The organism is Proteus sp. fly-1013 (assembly GCF_040140245.1).
In the GTDB taxonomy this organism is placed as follows: Bacteria; Pseudomonadota; Gammaproteobacteria; order Enterobacterales; family Enterobacteriaceae; genus Proteus; species Proteus mirabilis_B.
Window position 1 is genome coordinate 315,554 of record NZ_JBEEWD010000003.1, and the last position, 15,917, is coordinate 331,470.

General features: G+C 37.7%; 16 protein-coding genes and 1 tRNA gene. 10 read left to right on the forward strand and 7 right to left on the reverse strand.

Annotation, left to right across the window (positions count from 1 at the left end; genetic code table 11):
• Positions 1–405 precede the first annotated feature (405 nt).
• The 8 genes from ABN236_RS08070 (at position 406) to ABN236_RS08105 (ending at position 6,802) form a co-directional block, all read left to right on the forward strand.
• Entirely contained in the window at positions 406–951 is a 546-nt protein-coding gene (locus ABN236_RS08070) for a fimbrial protein (protein WP_349473744.1), read from the forward strand.
• Between the two features lie 87 nt (positions 952–1,038).
• A complete protein-coding gene (locus tag ABN236_RS08075; RefSeq protein WP_349473745.1) occupies positions 1,039–3,537 on the forward strand; it encodes a fimbria/pilus outer membrane usher protein in 2,499 nt (832 codons plus the stop codon).
• Between the two features lie 32 nt (positions 3,538–3,569).
• A complete protein-coding gene (locus tag ABN236_RS08080) occupies positions 3,570–4,325 on the forward strand; it encodes a fimbria/pilus periplasmic chaperone (RefSeq protein ID WP_165122414.1) in 756 nt (251 codons plus the stop codon).
• A gap of 26 nt (positions 4,326–4,351) precedes the next feature.
• Positions 4,352–4,570, forward strand: coding sequence for a hypothetical protein (locus ABN236_RS08085; RefSeq protein WP_349473746.1), 219 nt, complete (start codon positions 4,352–4,354; stop codon positions 4,568–4,570).
• 38 nt (positions 4,571–4,608) lie between these two features.
• A complete protein-coding gene (locus tag ABN236_RS08090) occupies positions 4,609–4,848 on the forward strand; it encodes a fimbrial protein (RefSeq protein WP_349473747.1) in 240 nt (79 codons plus the stop codon).
• A gap of 9 nt (positions 4,849–4,857) precedes the next feature.
• Positions 4,858–5,382 (forward strand): fimbrial protein, encoded by a 525-nt coding sequence (locus tag ABN236_RS08095; protein WP_349473748.1) that lies wholly within the window; start codon positions 4,858–4,860, stop codon positions 5,380–5,382.
• A 6-nt stretch (positions 5,383–5,388) separates the two neighbouring features.
• Positions 5,389–5,925: a fimbrial protein gene (locus ABN236_RS08100; RefSeq protein ID WP_349473749.1), complete on the forward strand. Its 537-nt coding sequence runs from the start codon at positions 5,389–5,391 to the stop codon at positions 5,923–5,925.
• A gap of 28 nt (positions 5,926–5,953) precedes the next feature.
• Positions 5,954–6,802 (forward strand): MrpH family fimbial adhesin, encoded by an 849-nt coding sequence (locus ABN236_RS08105; RefSeq protein WP_349473750.1) that lies wholly within the window; start codon positions 5,954–5,956, stop codon positions 6,800–6,802.
• A 62-nt stretch (positions 6,803–6,864) separates the two neighbouring features.
• Here the strand turns inward: ABN236_RS08105 and ABN236_RS08110 are convergent.
• The 4 genes from ABN236_RS08110 to rpsU form a co-directional block, all read right to left on the reverse strand.
• A tRNA-Ile gene (locus ABN236_RS08110) sits at positions 6,865–6,941 on the reverse strand.
• A gap of 315 nt (positions 6,942–7,256) precedes the next feature.
• The gene (gene rpoD, locus ABN236_RS08115; protein ID WP_088494634.1) at positions 7,257–9,110 is read right to left on the reverse strand and encodes an RNA polymerase sigma factor RpoD; all 1,854 of its coding nucleotides are present in this window, start codon (positions 9,108–9,110) and stop codon (positions 7,257–7,259) included.
• A gap of 186 nt (positions 9,111–9,296) precedes the next feature.
• On the reverse strand, positions 9,297–11,045 hold the full coding sequence (gene dnaG, locus ABN236_RS08120) for a DNA primase (RefSeq protein ID WP_270755559.1): 1,749 nt from the start codon (positions 11,043–11,045) through the stop codon (positions 9,297–9,299).
• A 112-nt stretch (positions 11,046–11,157) separates the two neighbouring features.
• Positions 11,158–11,373 carry a 30S ribosomal protein S21 gene (gene rpsU / locus ABN236_RS08125; RefSeq protein WP_001144069.1) on the reverse strand — a complete coding sequence of 72 codons (216 nt, stop codon included), beginning with the start codon at positions 11,371–11,373 and terminating at the stop codon, positions 11,158–11,160.
• Between the two features lie 341 nt (positions 11,374–11,714).
• Here rpsU and tsaD point away from each other — a divergent pair, with 341 nt between their 5' ends.
• Positions 11,715–12,737, forward strand: coding sequence for a tRNA (adenosine(37)-N6)-threonylcarbamoyltransferase complex transferase subunit TsaD (tsaD, locus tag ABN236_RS08130; protein WP_088494635.1), 1,023 nt, complete (start codon positions 11,715–11,717; stop codon positions 12,735–12,737).
• A 107-nt stretch (positions 12,738–12,844) separates the two neighbouring features.
• Here the strand turns inward: tsaD and plsY are convergent, their stop codons facing one another.
• Complete coding sequence (gene plsY, locus ABN236_RS08135) at positions 12,845–13,501, reverse strand: glycerol-3-phosphate 1-O-acyltransferase PlsY (RefSeq protein WP_075672895.1); 657 nt, start codon at positions 13,499–13,501, stop codon at positions 12,845–12,847.
• A gap of 104 nt (positions 13,502–13,605) precedes the next feature.
• On the opposite strand from plsY, the gene folB reads away from it, so the two are divergent.
• On the forward strand, positions 13,606–13,956 hold the full coding sequence (gene folB / locus ABN236_RS08140) for a bifunctional dihydroneopterin aldolase/7,8-dihydroneopterin epimerase (protein WP_075672896.1): 351 nt from the start codon (positions 13,606–13,608) through the stop codon (positions 13,954–13,956).
• Here folB and ABN236_RS08145 read toward each other — a convergent pair whose 3' ends face one another.
• The gene (locus ABN236_RS08145; protein ID WP_349473751.1) at positions 13,957–15,195 is read right to left on the reverse strand and encodes a multifunctional CCA addition/repair protein; all 1,239 of its coding nucleotides are present in this window, start codon (positions 15,193–15,195) and stop codon (positions 13,957–13,959) included.
• 26 nt (positions 15,196–15,221) lie between these two features.
• A complete protein-coding gene (locus ABN236_RS08150; RefSeq protein WP_088494638.1) occupies positions 15,222–15,842 on the reverse strand; it encodes a TIGR04211 family SH3 domain-containing protein in 621 nt (206 codons plus the stop codon).
• Positions 15,843–15,917: the final 75 nt, after the last annotated feature.

Genomic DNA, 15,917 nt, shown 5'->3' on the forward strand with positions numbered 1-15,917 from the left:
TTTTATCTGGATTATTTTTTATTTTTTTTTAAGTTTTTTGATTAAGTATAAAAACGTAGTTTCTTTAAATGATACTCTATTTTTGTCTTTATTTAATTAGATAATAAAACTAAATAAAATTAATTTTTTTAATTTTATGATTTATATGGTTTTTTTGTGCGTGTTTTTCTGTTTTTTATTTTATTTTTTATAAAATGTCATTGTTTTTTTCTTTGTGGTAATGTTCGCGAAACATAAATAATGAAATCTATCTTTTAGAACTTTAAATAGTTTGACGGGATAACTGTATCTAATAAATTTGATGTTTATTTTTTAGAAAACTAAAAGTTTCATTTTTATGGTTAAGGTTGATGCAGATTAATTATTTTAATTTGCCTTTTTACAATCAAATAGAGATGGTGGAAAATGAAATTAACTAAATTAGCAGCTGTATTGGGTTTTAGTTGTTTAATGGTTGCTGGATCTGCATTTGCAGAAGATCCTGTTGAGCCAATTACTGGCGGTCATGGACAAATTACCTTTGAAGGTGAAATTATTGATGCACCTTGTTCAATCGCACCAAATAATGACAAACAAACAGTTCAATTAGGACAAGTATCATCTTCATTATTAAAAGAAGGTGGTCGTAGCACTTCTGAAGCATTTACCATCAAATTAGAAAACTGTTCAACCAAAACTTATAAAACAGTAGAAGCAACTTTCTCTGGTTTAGGGGCGACAGGTATTGATGACGCTATTGCTATTGATGGTACAGCAAAAGGTGCGGGCGTTATTATTTCTCAATACGGTGGCAACATCGTTAAATTAGGTGAAGCAACATCACCTGCACAAGTATTATCTGAAGGCCCTAATGAATTACGTTTCTCTGCTTATTTACAAGGAAAGCAAGGCGTTGATGTGACTCCAGGTACTTTCTCATCTATTGCTACTTTTGCATTAACCTATAAATAAGATTATTAGCTCCCTGAGCCAGTTTCGGCTTAGGGGCTATTTATTTGGTTATAAGTGAGAGCGTTACACGTAATAGATTGGGGAACTATGTCACATTTCAACTTCAAAGTATGGCAATGTATATTCTATGTGATATCAAGCATATCGCTCGTTCATAGTTCCTTATTATATGCAGATGAACCTGTTGAGTTTAATACTGATATTTTAAATTTAGAGGATAGGAATAATATTGACTTATCTCGATTCTCTAAAGAAGATTATATTTATCCTGGTATCTATGAAGTTTCTATATTTCTTAATGAAGATTTAATCGAGCATAATTATAAGATTAAATTTATAAAATCAGCAAATAACGATGATAAAACTCTAGTTTGTATTCCTCGCGAAGTTGTCGAAAAATTTTCATTACAAGAGCCTTATTTAAAGGGGCTTACATGGTGGGGTAATGAACAATGTTTAAATATAAATTCATTACCAAGCATGACAGTAAAACCACAATTAAAGAAAAGTAAACTGTTTATCACCGTACCTCAAGCTTACCTAAATTACACTGCTCAAGGATGGGATCCTCCCTCTCGATGGGATGAAGGAATATCAGGGGCACTTTTTGACTATCACCTAACTGCACAAGATATAAAAAGAAAATCAGAAAGTAACCATCAATTTAGCCTTAATGGTCAAGGAACTATGGGGTTAAATATCGATGCGTGGCGTTTACGTGCTGATTGGCAAAGTGTTTATGATAATAATGATTCAGAAGATAAAAGCTTCGATTGGAAATGGGCTCAAATTTATGCTTACCGCTCTATTAAGCCATTAAACGCAAAGCTTGCGCTAGGTGAAAATTACAGTTCATCTGATCTGTTTGAAAATATTCGATATATGGGAGTAACGTTATCCTCTGAAGATAATATGTTACCGCCTAATTTAAGAGGGTATGCACCACAAATTAGTGGTGTGGCATCATCTAACGCAAAAGTCATTATTAGCCAACAAGGTCGAATTATTTATGAAACAACGGTAAGCCAGGGACCCTTTGCGATTCAAGATATTAATGAAAGTATTTCGGGTGTCCTTGATGTTCGTGTAGAGGAAGATAATGGAAAAATCCAAGAATTCCAAGTAAATACATCAAGTGTTCCTTATTTAACGAGGCCAGGACAAATCCGTTATAAGACCCTAATAGGAAAACCTTCAGATGTTGATAGAAATAGAAAAGGTCCCATGTTTGGTATGGGCGAATTTTCATGGGGAATAGATAATGGTTGGTCTTTATTTGGTGGAGCGATTGTCAGTGATGAATATAACTCTTTTTCTGCAGGAATAGGGCGTGATTTATTAATGTTTGGTGCCGTTTCTGTGGATATAACGACGTCATTTGCAAAAGATGTTAATAATCAAAATGATGACAAACAAGGAAATGCTTATCGGATTAATTACTCAAAAAGATTTGAAGAATTTAATAACCAAGTCACATTAGCGGGATACCGTTTTGCAGAACAAGATTTTTTGACATTAAATCAATATATTGATAGTAAATATTACAATAGAGAAGTGAATAAAGATAAAGATCTCTACTTGTTGACGTTCAGCCAAAGTTTTCCTGATTTTGGTCTTAATGCTTATCTTTCTTATAGCCATCGTACTTATTGGAATAGTGAAAAAAGCGATTACTTTAGTTTTTCATTATCGAAATATTTTAATGTAGCAAGCTTCAAAAATAACTCTATAAATATTAATGCATACAGAAATAATACTTACGGAAGAAGTGATAATGGTTTTTTTATTAACTTAAGTATTCCATTAGATACAAAAACAACAATCAGTATGAATAGCTATATTAATAGTGGAGATATCGCTAATACGGTTAGCTATAACAAAACAGTTGATGATAGAAATAACTATAATATTACAGGTGGTACGACAGCGAGAGGTCGAGCAAACGTAAGCGGCTATTATCGCCATTATGCGGACTCTGCAGTCGTTTCTGGTAGTGCTTCATATACTGATTCTGTTAGTAGTGTTGCTACATTATCTATTGACGGCGGTGCGACATTAACACCTAAGGGTGGGGCGCTTCATCGTATTAATATACCAGGAAGCTCACGTATATTATTGGATACTAATGGGGTTCAAAATGTTCCAATTAGTGGAAATGGCCCGAATACAACCACTAACTATTTTGGTAAAGCAATTTTACCATTAGGCAGTGATTATATGCGCAGTCGTGTATCCGTAAATATTGACGATTTACCTAGTAATATTGAAGCAAAAGGTTCAATACAGCAATTTACGCTAACCGAAGGGGCAATAGGTTATCGTAAGTTTAATGTCTCTGAAGGTGCTAAAATCATTGCAAAGATTATACTAAAAGATGGCTCTTTTGCACCATTTGGTTCAACGATATTAAATGAATCAAACCAGGATATGGGTATGGTGAGCGATAATGGTTCAGCATATTTAGGTGGTGTTAAATCCCATGAAATATTATTCATCCAGTTATCTGAAAATAACGTATGTAAAATAGAGTTGCCAGATTTATCAGCTAAAGGAAATTACACATCAATTTTATTGACATGTGATTGAGTTTTAAGAAATTAAAAATTAAGGTTTAAGATATGCGTCTATCAGTAAAAAAAATATCAATGTTAGCTTTTCCATTATTTTCTTTATTTTTTATTGAAACAGTTAACGCAGCGGTTTCTTTAGATAGAACACGAATTATTTTAAATGAAGGGAAAGGATCAGTCAGTTTAAATATCACAAATAATAGTCCTGATCAGCCTTATTTAGCGCAAGCATGGATAGAAGATCTTACTGGTAAGAAAATAGAAGAGCCTATTCTTGCACTTCCACCTATACAACGATTAGAAAAAAATGAACAAAGCCAAATAAAGGTTCAACCTCTTGATGTTGTTACTTCTCTTCCTCAAGATAGAGAAAGTGTATTCTATTTTAATTTAAGAGAGATCCCTCCTAGAAGTGATTCAGATAATGTTTTACAAATTGCATTGCAAACACGAGTAAAAATTTTTTATAGACCAGCCTCATTAATACTTGCCTCCGATAAGTTGGAACTTGCACCACAGAATAAATTAACCTTAGAAAAACAAGGTAATAACTATGTGATGAATAATCCAACCCCTTACAATATTACCTTTGTAAGCGCTAAAAAGGATTTTTCAGATAATACCATTGAAGCATTTAAATCTTTTATGATTGAGCCTAATGGAAAAGAAAAAATTAATATCGGTGTGAACCAGTTTAATAAAAAACCAATACTAACCTACATTAATGATTACGGCGCTCAAATAGATATTGAATTTGACTGTAAAAGTACTCAATGTACGGTAAGTAAATTAAACCAAAGCTAATAAAGATAAATGATTAGGTTGCTGATATGACAAGAAGAAGGGGTGTTTTCTTTATTTTTTTATTTTTTATTACGTCATTTTTTATCGTAAGAGAAAGTGTTGCTCAAAAAAACTTACAGGTAAATGTATATGGAGAAATATTACCTCCAGTTGCTTGTATTATTAATAATAAAAATACGATTAAAGGTGATTTTGGCGATTTATATCCTGCTGATTTTGATGGTAAAAAAATAAAATTGAGTTAATTATTCCTTTATCTTGCAATGAAAGACCGACCAATAATATGAAGTTTTTTATCACTGGTTCTCCTTCTTCTTTTGATAATAACGCAGTTACTGCCGGACGCAGTGATATCGGTGTTAAGTTTTTTTATCTAGATAAAGAAGTTAAGCTTAAATCGGAATACAATTTTACATATACAAATACAATTAAAATTGAGGCACTTCTGATTAAAAATCCAAATGAAAAGCTCGTTTCTGGTGATTTTACAGCAACCGCATTTCTAAATGTCGATTATCTTTAGGAGGAATTGATGAATAGAAATACATTTTCGTTCTCTTTTTTATTATTGATAATCGGTTTGTTATCGAGTGTTTCTGTTTATTCTGCAGAGGCTAAAACTTCATTAGCAACTGCAAATATAGAGCTAAAAGGGAAAATATTAAACCCTCCTCCAATCTGTACATTTAATAATAATGAGCCTATTTATGTGAATTTTGGAAACAATGTGGTTATCTCTAAAATAGAACAAGATAACTATCAGCAAAAATTTAATTATGATTTATCGTGTACAGGGGATAGTAAAGAATTCTCTTTTAAAGTTTCAGTTAAAGGTGATCCGGCTGTATTTGATAATCAATTATTAGCAACAAGTGTTACTGATTTAGCTATAAAAATAGTATTGAATAACACAGAGTTATTACCTGTAAATAAAAAAGTAAAAGTGGAGCGTAGTAAGTTACCTGAATTTAGTGCATTACTTGTTAAAAAACAGGGGGCTAATTTGGCTGAAGGTAAATTTCGTTCATCAGCATCTGTTATATTTGAATATGAGTAGAGGCTAATGAAACTTAAAAAGTTATATTTTAATTCACTCATTTTCTCTTGTCTTACCCTATCACTAATGAGTGTGAAGGCTGCAGATAATCTCTTTTTTGAAGGTAACTTAGTGAAAGAGCCTTGTACTATTTTATCTGATAATAAAACATTAACGGTGAAATTTAATACGGTTGATGTAAAAGCATTACGCGATGGGCAAAAAACAGAAGATATTCCTTTTATTATTACCGTTTCAAATTGTGATAACAGTGTCGCTAAAAATATTAATTTTTTGTTTAAAGGATTTGAATCTGATTCACATAAAGGATATTTGGGCATTAATATTAACGGTAAACCTTCAGGAATTGGTATCGGTATAGAAGATAAAAATAAGAAATTTATCGCAATTAATAAAGATAATAGCCAGTTTTCATTAAATAAAAATGAAAATCAATTTCTATTTTATGCCTTTTTGAAAGCAGAACCCAGTGTGGTTGTGAGTAAAAAAATCGAATTAGGAAAATTTAGTAGCACTGCCACATTTCATATCACATATCCATAATTTATGAATACGACAAAATGGAGTTAAAGTGAAAGGTTACCTTAAAGCATTATTGATACTAGCTCTGATATCTTCATTTCCTACTCAGGCAAATATTTTTTCTTATATTTCTAAAGTTGAAAATGTAAGCGGAGGGATCCCAGGATTAGTTTATATAGGACAGATTGAACGTTGGACTCTGATGCCTGGTGTGGCCAATCCTTGTTATAATGTGGCAGGCTGTGAGGTCTATGTCGCTCATCGCCATTATGCTAATGGTACCGCTGGAAGCTATTCGAGCCGAGATCCAAAATTAACAGATGCTTCTAAATATAAAACGATGGATGAATTAAGAGAGGCATTTTTTAAAATAGCGCCATTACCTTATACTTTTAGGGTTGCTCATTCAGGAAGTGTTGTTACATCTGAATGTGTAGGAATATTTTATGGTCAAAGAAGGAGTGCATCAGATCCTTTATTACCGGGTTCTATTTGTGGTACTGCGCCATCACCAGATCTGGTTTGTGATTTTAATGTTGAAAATATTGATTTTAACTATAGTCAATTGGCATATAATGATGTGCTAAATAATAATACAAATGTTACTAAGCAAACGAAAAGTGTAAAAATTCAATGTAACTATAGTTCCAAAGTTATTATTTCTGCGACAGCCAATGATGATGGTGCCATTTGGCTTAATCAAGAAAATACATTACAGTCTTTTTTAAAAATAAATAATAAACCTGCTAATGAGCTGTTTGAACTATCCATTGCAAATAAAGAAACAGCCTCTCGTTATACCAATTCATTTACATTAAGTTCAGAACTTAAAAGTGTAGGAAAGCCTAAGTCAGGGCCTTTTCGTGGTTCTGCGGTGATTGTTATTGTTGTTCTTTGATCTTTATAATATTAGCTGCAAACAAGAAGCCCCAGATAATTGCTTATCTGGGGCTTTAAATTTGGTGGCCCCTACTGGACTTGAACCAGTGACCAAGCGATTATGAGTCGCCTGCTCTAACCAACTGAGCTAAGGGGCCTAATGAGGTGAGATTATACGTGCCATTTGGCACTAGGTCTAGCCTTTGAATGACTGTATGCGCAATTTCTGTTCAATCTAAACAATAAAAAATAAAACAGAGAATAACTGTGATATCAATAACATAGTGTAACGATTAACGGATAAGCTTACGTATAGGCACAATAATATAAATAATAAGGCTATTTTTTATAAATATGTGTAGATGAAATTTATCGTAGCTTAGATAGATTGCAGATACCGTTTTGAAATCCCATAAAAAAACGCCTGTGATATCACAGGCGTCTATTATAACTTTTATTGAAAAGTAAGTTGATTACTCGTCAAGGAAGCTACGTAATACTTCAGAACGGCTTGGGTGGCGTAATTTACGCAGTGCCTTCGCTTCAATCTGACGAATACGTTCACGGGTAACATCAAACTGTTTACCCACTTCTTCCAAGGTATGGTCGGTATTCATATCGATACCGAAACGCATACGCAGGACTTTCGCTTCACGTAATGTTAAACCTGCTAACACTTCGTGAGTTGCTGAACGTAAGCTTTCTGATGTTGCTGAATCCAGTGGTAATTCGAGAGTAGTATCCTCGATAAAATCGCCTAAATGTGAATCTTCATCATCACCGATTGGGGTTTCCATGGAGATTGGCTCTTTAGCGATTTTCAGTACCTTGCGGATCTTGTCTTCAGGCATCAGCATGCGTTCTGCAAGCTCTTCTGGTGAAGGCTCACGTCCCATCTCTTGCAACATTTGACGAGAAATACGGTTCAGTTTATTAATCGTTTCAATCATGTGAACAGGGATACGGATTGTACGCGCCTGATCAGCGATTGAACGAGTAATTGCCTGACGTATCCACCATGTTGCATAAGTTGAGAACTTATAACCACGACGGTATTCAAATTTATCAACCGCTTTCATCAGACCGATATTCCCTTCCTGAATTAGGTCAAGGAATTGTAGACCACGGTTGGTATATTTTTTCGCGATAGAGATAACGAGACGTAAGTTTGCTTCGACCATCTCTTTTTTCGCACGACGTGCTTTAGCTTCACCGATAGACATACGACGGTTAATATCTTTAACCTGTTCGATTGTCAGTCCAGTTTCAACTTCAATTTGTTGCAGTTTTTGTAAGCTGCGTTGTACTTCTTCTTCAATACCTGCCAGTTTTTCAGACCAAGGCTTATTCATTGCACGAGCAGCAGTGAACCATGTGTCATTGGTTTCGTTACCTGTAAACAAAGTAATGAAGTTTTTCTTTGGCATCTTAACTTGATCAACACAAAGACGCATGATGTGACGCTCTTGAGCACGAACTCGGTCCATCATGTCACGCATATTGTTAACCAGATAATCAAACTGTTTCGGTACTAAACGGAACTGTTTGAAAATTTCAGATAACAATAAGATTTCAAGCTCTGTATCTTTGTGGTTACGACCTTTCGCCTTGATAGTTTTGCGAGTTTTTTCGTATTGCTCACGAAGCTCAGTAAACTTCTGACGCGCTAATTCAGGATCGATGCTGTTATCATCATCGCTATCGCTGTCATTGTCGCCATCTTCATCTTCGTCTTCATCTTCGTCTTCAGCGCTGTTGTCGACTTCATCATCTTTGTCTAAGTTGACATCTTCACTTTCTGCCATTTCTTCGGCATTAGGGTCAATAAACGCAGTAATTAAGTCTGAAAGACGTGCTTCGCCAGCTTCAACGCGATCATACTGTTCAAGAAGATAAGTAATTGCTTCAGGATATTCTGCAACGGAACATTGAACTTGGTTAATACCATCTTCAATGCGTTTTGCGATATCAATTTCACCTTCCCGGGTGAGCAGTTCAACTGTACCCATTTCACGCATATACATACGCACAGGGTCGGTTGTACGGCCAATCTCAGATTCTACACTAGAAAGTACCTGAGCTGCGGCTTCTGCAGCATCATCATCAGTATCATTTGAATTTTCTGCCAGCATCAGATCATCGGCGTCAGGTGCTTCTTCCATAACCTGAATGCCCATGTCGTTAATCATCTGGATGATGTCTTCGATTTGATCTGAATCGACGATATCTTCCGGCAGATGGTCATTGACCTCAGCATAGGTCAGGTAGCCTTGCTCCTTACCTTTAGTAACAAGTAGCTTCAGCTGTGACTGCGGGTTTTGCTCCATAAGACGGTATCCACACTTCAAAGTAATTTGGGTTGGTGTCGGTCGGCGATAACTGTTCAGCCAACAATAACTACGGAGGGGCATTTTCATTGTCGATTGCTACGGTCCCCTCAGCGTAGCAAATGTAGGTTTTTAGTACCTACCGATAGCGGCAATTAAGCCGTGTTTTTAATCTTAATTCTGTGTTTACTTTTTAACGCGTGCCTGTATTATCAATTGGACTTCTTCGCGTTCATCCTGCGTTAGGCCTTCTGTTCTCTCTTTCGCAATAAGTGCGTTTAGACGTTCGTCCATTGCGGTTAAAAAAAGATGATCTAACGTGTCTGTAAAGGTTTTCTCTGCAATCTCATCTATATCTATATCGTTCCACATTGCCAATTTTTCAAGCTGTTTACCGAATTTATTCTCTCTATAGAGTTCGATAATCTGTCCTGTATTTAGACCCGGTTGTGCTTGGCAAACGGAAACTAATTCAATAAAAAGCGATAGACCTGCAATTTTTTCTGTACTTAATCCCTCGAGAGGGGGCACTAATTTAGAGAATTCTGGGTTTTGTATCAATAGGGCAATCAATATACGCATCGGTGTGGTGCGTAATTTTGTCGGTTGATACGATAATTCGTGATTAACCGGCGTTCTACCAAATAAACGATCCATTTGCTCTATATCGGGATTTCCCGTTAAGCTTCCAAGCTCTCTTAATAAATATAGACGTAAAGTTTCACTTGGGATCTTATCTATTAATGGTCTGGCTAAACTATATAGCTTACCATTGCCTTCTTGAGTACTCAGATCCACTTGAGGAACGAGTGAATCAAATAAAAATTCTGATAATGAATGTGCTTGTTCCATACGTTTTTCAAAAGCTTCTTTACCTTCACGGCGAACCAATGAATCAGGATCATCACCTTCGGGTAAAAACATAAAACGTAAAGAGCGACCATCATTTAAAAAAGGAAGGGCGGTTTCTAATGCTCGCCATGCGGCATCACGACCAGCTCTATCTCCATCATAGCAGCAAATAATGTTATCCGTTGTCCGAAAGAGCAACTGGATATGTTCTGCTGTAGTGGAGGTTCCTAATGAGGCAACGGCATAATCAATACCAAACTGCGCTAATGCCACAACATCCATATAACCTTCAACAACTAATAGCTTTGTGACGTTATTATTAGATTGTTGCGCTTCATAAAGCCCGTAAAGTTGGCGGCCTTTATGGAAAATCTCTGTTTCTGGTGAGTTCAAATATTTAGGTAAATCATCACCTAACACTCGTCCACCAAAGGCAATAACACGGCCACGTCTATCTCGGATCGGAAACATGACTCGTTGGCGAAAACGATCATAAGTACGACCATTATCGTTAGTTATTACCATACCCGCTTCAAGAAGTAAGGCTTTATTATCGGCACTTTGACCAAAACGTTTTAGGGCGTTATCCCAACCAGTTGGTACAAATCCAATAGAAAAACGGGTAATAATATCTTCAGTAAGCCCACGATGCGCAAGGTAGTTTCTTGCTTCCTGTGCATCAGGTTTATTGAGAGCGCTACTATAATACTGATTCAACTTCTCCATCACTTGATAGAGATTTTGTCTTATATGTCGTTCAATAGGGCTACTACCTGTTCCTGTTTCATAAGGAACTTCTAACCCATGCATTGCTGCTAACTCTTCAATGGTTTCGACAAAATCGAGCCTGTCGTAATTCATTAAAAAATCAATAGCATTGCCATGCGCGCCGCAACCAAAACAGTGATAAAACTGTTTGTCGCTATTTACTGTGAAAGAGGGCGTTTTTTCATTATGAAACGGACAACACGCTGAATGATTTTTGCCTTGTTTTTTTAACGGCACGCGAGCGTCGATAAGATCGATGATATCGGTTCGAGCTAGCAAATCATTGATAAATGAACGTGGAATTCGTCCAGCCATAAGCCCTTTTACGCCTGTTGTTGAACGAGAATAAGCCGCGCTCTCAGAAGAAAGCACGGCCTTTAACTGCGACTACAGTGTCTGCATATGTTGCGGTATAAGCCGCAAAATATTAGTACAGACGAGTACGACGTGCGTTTTCGCGAGCTAATTTTTTAGCGTGACGTTTTACTGCTGATGCTTTAGCGCGTTTACGTTCAGTCGTTGGTTTTTCATAAAACTCACGACGACGAACTTCTGCTAATACGCCTGCTTTTTCACAAGAGCGTTTGAAACGACGAAGAGCAACGTCAAATGGCTCGTTTTCACGTACTTTGATTACCGGCATGTGCCTCTCACCTCAATAGAAATCGGTTTGCGCTGGCATTATTTAAGCCAGCCGACATTTAAAATGGTGCGGAATTTTACTTCAAAGCAGGGCACTTTGTAAAGAGATGCACAAAATTGAAACGCAAACTCTCACTTTTGTGTCTTTTTGGGAGAACACGAAAAGCGAAAATCGCTAACCACACATTTAAATCACTTAAAATAGGTGGATAATTATAGAACAGAAAAAGGAATTTGTCACATGCTGGTATGTAAAAGATGTGCCGAAGGCGTATAAAATCACCGAAATAATGGTACAATCGATTTATTACGCGAGTCCGCGAAGAAGAATTTGGAAGCGTCATGCGAGTTTTAGGTATTGAAACATCTTGCGATGAAACCGGTATCGCAATTTACGATGATAAAGCCGGTCTATTAGCGAATCAACTTTATAGCCAAATTAAACTGCATGCCGATTATGGTGGTGTAGTTCCTGAACTTGCTTCACGGGATCATATCCGTAAAACAGTACCTCTGATTCAAGCGGCACTGAAAGAAGCAAATCTTACGGCAAAAGATATTGATGCGGTTGCTTATACTGCGGGCCCCGGTCTTGTTGGCGCTTTGCTTGTAGGTGCAACAATTGGGCGCTCATTAGCTTTTGCATGGGATGTTCCTGCTATTCCTGTTCATCATATGGAAGGTCATTTATTGGCGCCAATGCTTGAAGAGAAAACACCTGAGTTTCCGTTTGTGGCGCTTTTGGTTTCTGGTGGTCATACACAGTTAATCAGTGTGACAGGAATTGGCGAATACACCTTATTAGGTGAATCTATCGATGATGCTGCTGGCGAAGCTTTTGATAAAACAGCAAAATTGTTGGGATTAGATTATCCCGGCGGTCCTGTATTATCGAAAATGGCGCAGCAGGGCACAGAAGGTCGATTTGTTTTTCCTCGCCCAATGACAGACAGACCGGGGCTTGACTTTAGTTTCTCTGGTTTAAAAACCTTTGCGGCTAATACTATTCGTCAAAATGACGATTCAGACCAAACTCGCGCTGATATTGCACGGGCATTTGAAGATGCTGTTGTTGATACGCTAGCGATAAAATGTCGTAGAGCTTTAGAACAAACAGGTTTTAAACGTTTAGTGATGGCAGGTGGTGTAAGTGCTAATCGGACATTACGTGCGAAAATGGAAACCGTGATGAAGCAATTAGGCGGCGAAGTTTTTTATGCGCGTCCTGAACTGTGTACTGATAATGGTGCAATGATTGCACTAGCGGGGATGATCCGCTTTAAAGGCGGTACAGAAGGCCCGTTAAGTGTGACTGTAAGACCACGCTGGCCTTTAGCTGAATTACCTGCCCTCGAAAGTAAATAATATATTGTAAAGTGTCTATTTTTAATTTGGCACACGATATCTGCAAAAGAAAAGCCACTTTCAAAGTGGCTTTTCTTTTTTCAATTCAAATTTTAAACAGAAACTAATTAATCTTCTTTTTCTTGCTCTTTCGCTTCTTGAATGATCTCTTTTTCTGTTTTTTCGGTTTTCTTCTTCAATTTGTGCCAGATCCGACTCTCTTGGCCGCGCCATAAACGTTGAATATTGTCATGATGACGGTAAAGTACAAGACATGATAATAACGCAACGGGATAAGTGAATTCTGGTTTAAACCACCAAACATAAAAAGGGGCAAGCAGTGCGCTGATGATTGCGCCAAGTGATGAATAGCCACTTAGTAAAACGGTGAGTAACCACGTTCCTGCGATAAGACCACTTAAATCCCAACCAATGGCAGCGATAGCACCAAATGCAGTGGCGACGCCTTTTCCGCCTTTGAAGTGGAAGAAAACAGGGTAGATATGCCCAAGGCAAGCCGCGATTGCCACAATGCCGAGATAAAAAGGAGGCACATTTAAATAGTAGGCGAGCCAAACAGGGAGCATCCCTTTTAGGACGTCACAGATAAGTACTGCCGCTGCGGCCGCTTTTCCACCAATACGTAGGACGTTGGTCGCTCCGGGATTGCCAGAGCCAAATTTTCTTGGATCAGGTAGTCTTGCCAGTCGGCAAATCAATATCGCGCTGGAGATTGAGCCGCACAAGTAGGCGAAGATGATCATTCCAAGTGCGTTAGCACTCATTTGTATTCTCCAATGTTTATGTAAGTTCGTTAGGCATGTATGGATAATACGCATATTTCATCGGAAGTGGTATCCGATGAACAGAAAAAATAAGAGATGACGTGATGGATATCGTATTTATTGAGCAATTATCAGTAATAACCACAATCGGTGTTTATGATTGGGAAAAAACCATAAAGCAAAAATTAGTGTTCGATATCGAAATGGAATGGGATAACAAACGCGCATCCCAAACCGATGATGTGGTTCATTGTTTAGATTATGCCAGTGTGAGTAATGCAATCATTGACTATGTTGAGACTCGACGTTTTGAATTAGTTGAACGTGTTGCTGAAGAAGTGGCACAGCTATTGATTACTCAATTTGCTGTACCTAGAGTAAAAATTAAATTAGCGAAACCTGGGGCTGTTGCACAAGCCAAAAACGTGGGTGTGATTATTGAGCGTAAAGCTTAATTAGTGCTGATCCTGATTAAGTCGCGATTTCCATTTTATAATCGCGACTTCTCGTTGCTTGGTTAGCGCATCCCGTATTGCACTTCCTTTTAATCCACTTTCAATGATTGGCTTAATATCCACATTATTTGCAATTGTGAAAGCTTGGCAAAGAAACGCGCGTTGTGGGTAAACGAGATTTTCTAATCCTTTGCGTCCTCTGGCGTCGGCTTCACTCACCATTGCTAATTGCTCAACACGTTCAGGTTTTCGCCATGCATCAATAGCATCAAATAAGCGGATTATTTTTGAAGGGCGCATTCTATCAATACGATGGATATGATCATGAAATCTTGCCGTTAAGCGTGCCAAATCACGGATATGATTAGGAATACGATAACGCAGGCATAAGGCTTCAACTAAAGGAACACCAGCAGGACCATGTCCATGGTGATGAGGCCAATTTTCAGGAGGTGTTAATCCTTTCCCCAAATCATGGCATAAGGCGCTAAAGCGCACCGCAATATCGTCGGTTAATTGGCTGGCGATATTGAGTACCATCATGGCATGAATGCCTGTATCGATTTCTGGATGCCATTTTTCAGGCGCAGGAACACCAAACAAAGCATCAATTTCAGGAAAAAGAACGCTTAAAGCACCACATTGGCGTAGAACTTCAAAATAGACTTGAGGCGCGGGGCTCTCAAGGGCTTTTTCTGTTTCCTTCCAAACACGTTCAGCAGTCAGCGCATTTAGCTCGCCACTTTGTGCCATCGTTTTCATTAATTGCAGTGTTTCAGGTGCAACATTAAATCCTAAAGGCGCAAATCGTGCAGCAAAACGTGCAACTCGCAAAACTCTTAAAGGATCTTCTGAAAAGGCTTCAGAAACATGGCGAAGTTGTCTTGCATGGATATCATCTATGCCATGATAAGGATCGACATATTCACCATCAGCAGAATAAGCAATGGCATTAATGGTGAGATCACGACGTGCGAGATCGTCTTCTAACGTGACATCTGGTGCCGCATAACAAGTGAAACCCGTGTAACCTGAGCCTGATTTTCGTTCTGTACGCGCAAGGGCATACTCTTCATGAGTATCTGGATGAAGAAAAACAGGAAAATCTTTGCCTACTTGTTGATAGCCTTGTTGTAACAGCATTTGAGGAGTTGCACCAACAACAACCCAATCTCTGTCTTTTACTGGCATCTGTAATAGTTGGTCGCGCACAGCGCCACCAACAAGGTATATATTCACGGGATCACTGTTCCTTTGGCTGGATGTTAGTTCATCCAACGATCATTACGTTTACGACGGCGCGGAATAATATGTGGAAGGATCAGACCAAAAACAAGACCTGCACCTGCAACACCACCACCATACATAAACCACTGTAAGATGATATCGCGTTGTCTGTCATCTAATTGTTGATTGGCAAAATCGAGTTTTTTCTCTGCGACAGCGAGCTTTGTTCTCATTTGTTCATTTTCTTTTTTCAAGCCATTGATGATGTCATCGCTGTTTGAAACTTTATTTTGCATATCAGTGGTGCGTTGGTTCCAGCTTTGATCGATATTTGCCAGTTTATCGCGCAGTGTTTGGATCTCTTTTTCCATAGCAGGAATACGAGTACGCATACTTGGTTGGGCACTGAGTTGGCTTTCTGGTAGCCAAACGGTACGATCTTTATCGTCTTTAATCTGTACATAACCCGTTGCTGCGTTACGAGAAATAACAGTAACGGTTGAGCCCGAGTTTAAAGAGCCAACAATTCGATACTGATTTCCTGGTCCACTGTGTACATAAGTGGATAATTCATCGGAAACATAACGAGTTTCTGCGTGTGAGCTCAGAGAAACGCCTAAGCCAAGTAAGGAAAGAAAAAGTAAGGGTAATTTTCGCATTATGTTTTCAACTTTTTTATCTATACAAGAGAATATTTTTACTGATACTAAAGAGTAAAGTTTGCGTAAGCAAAT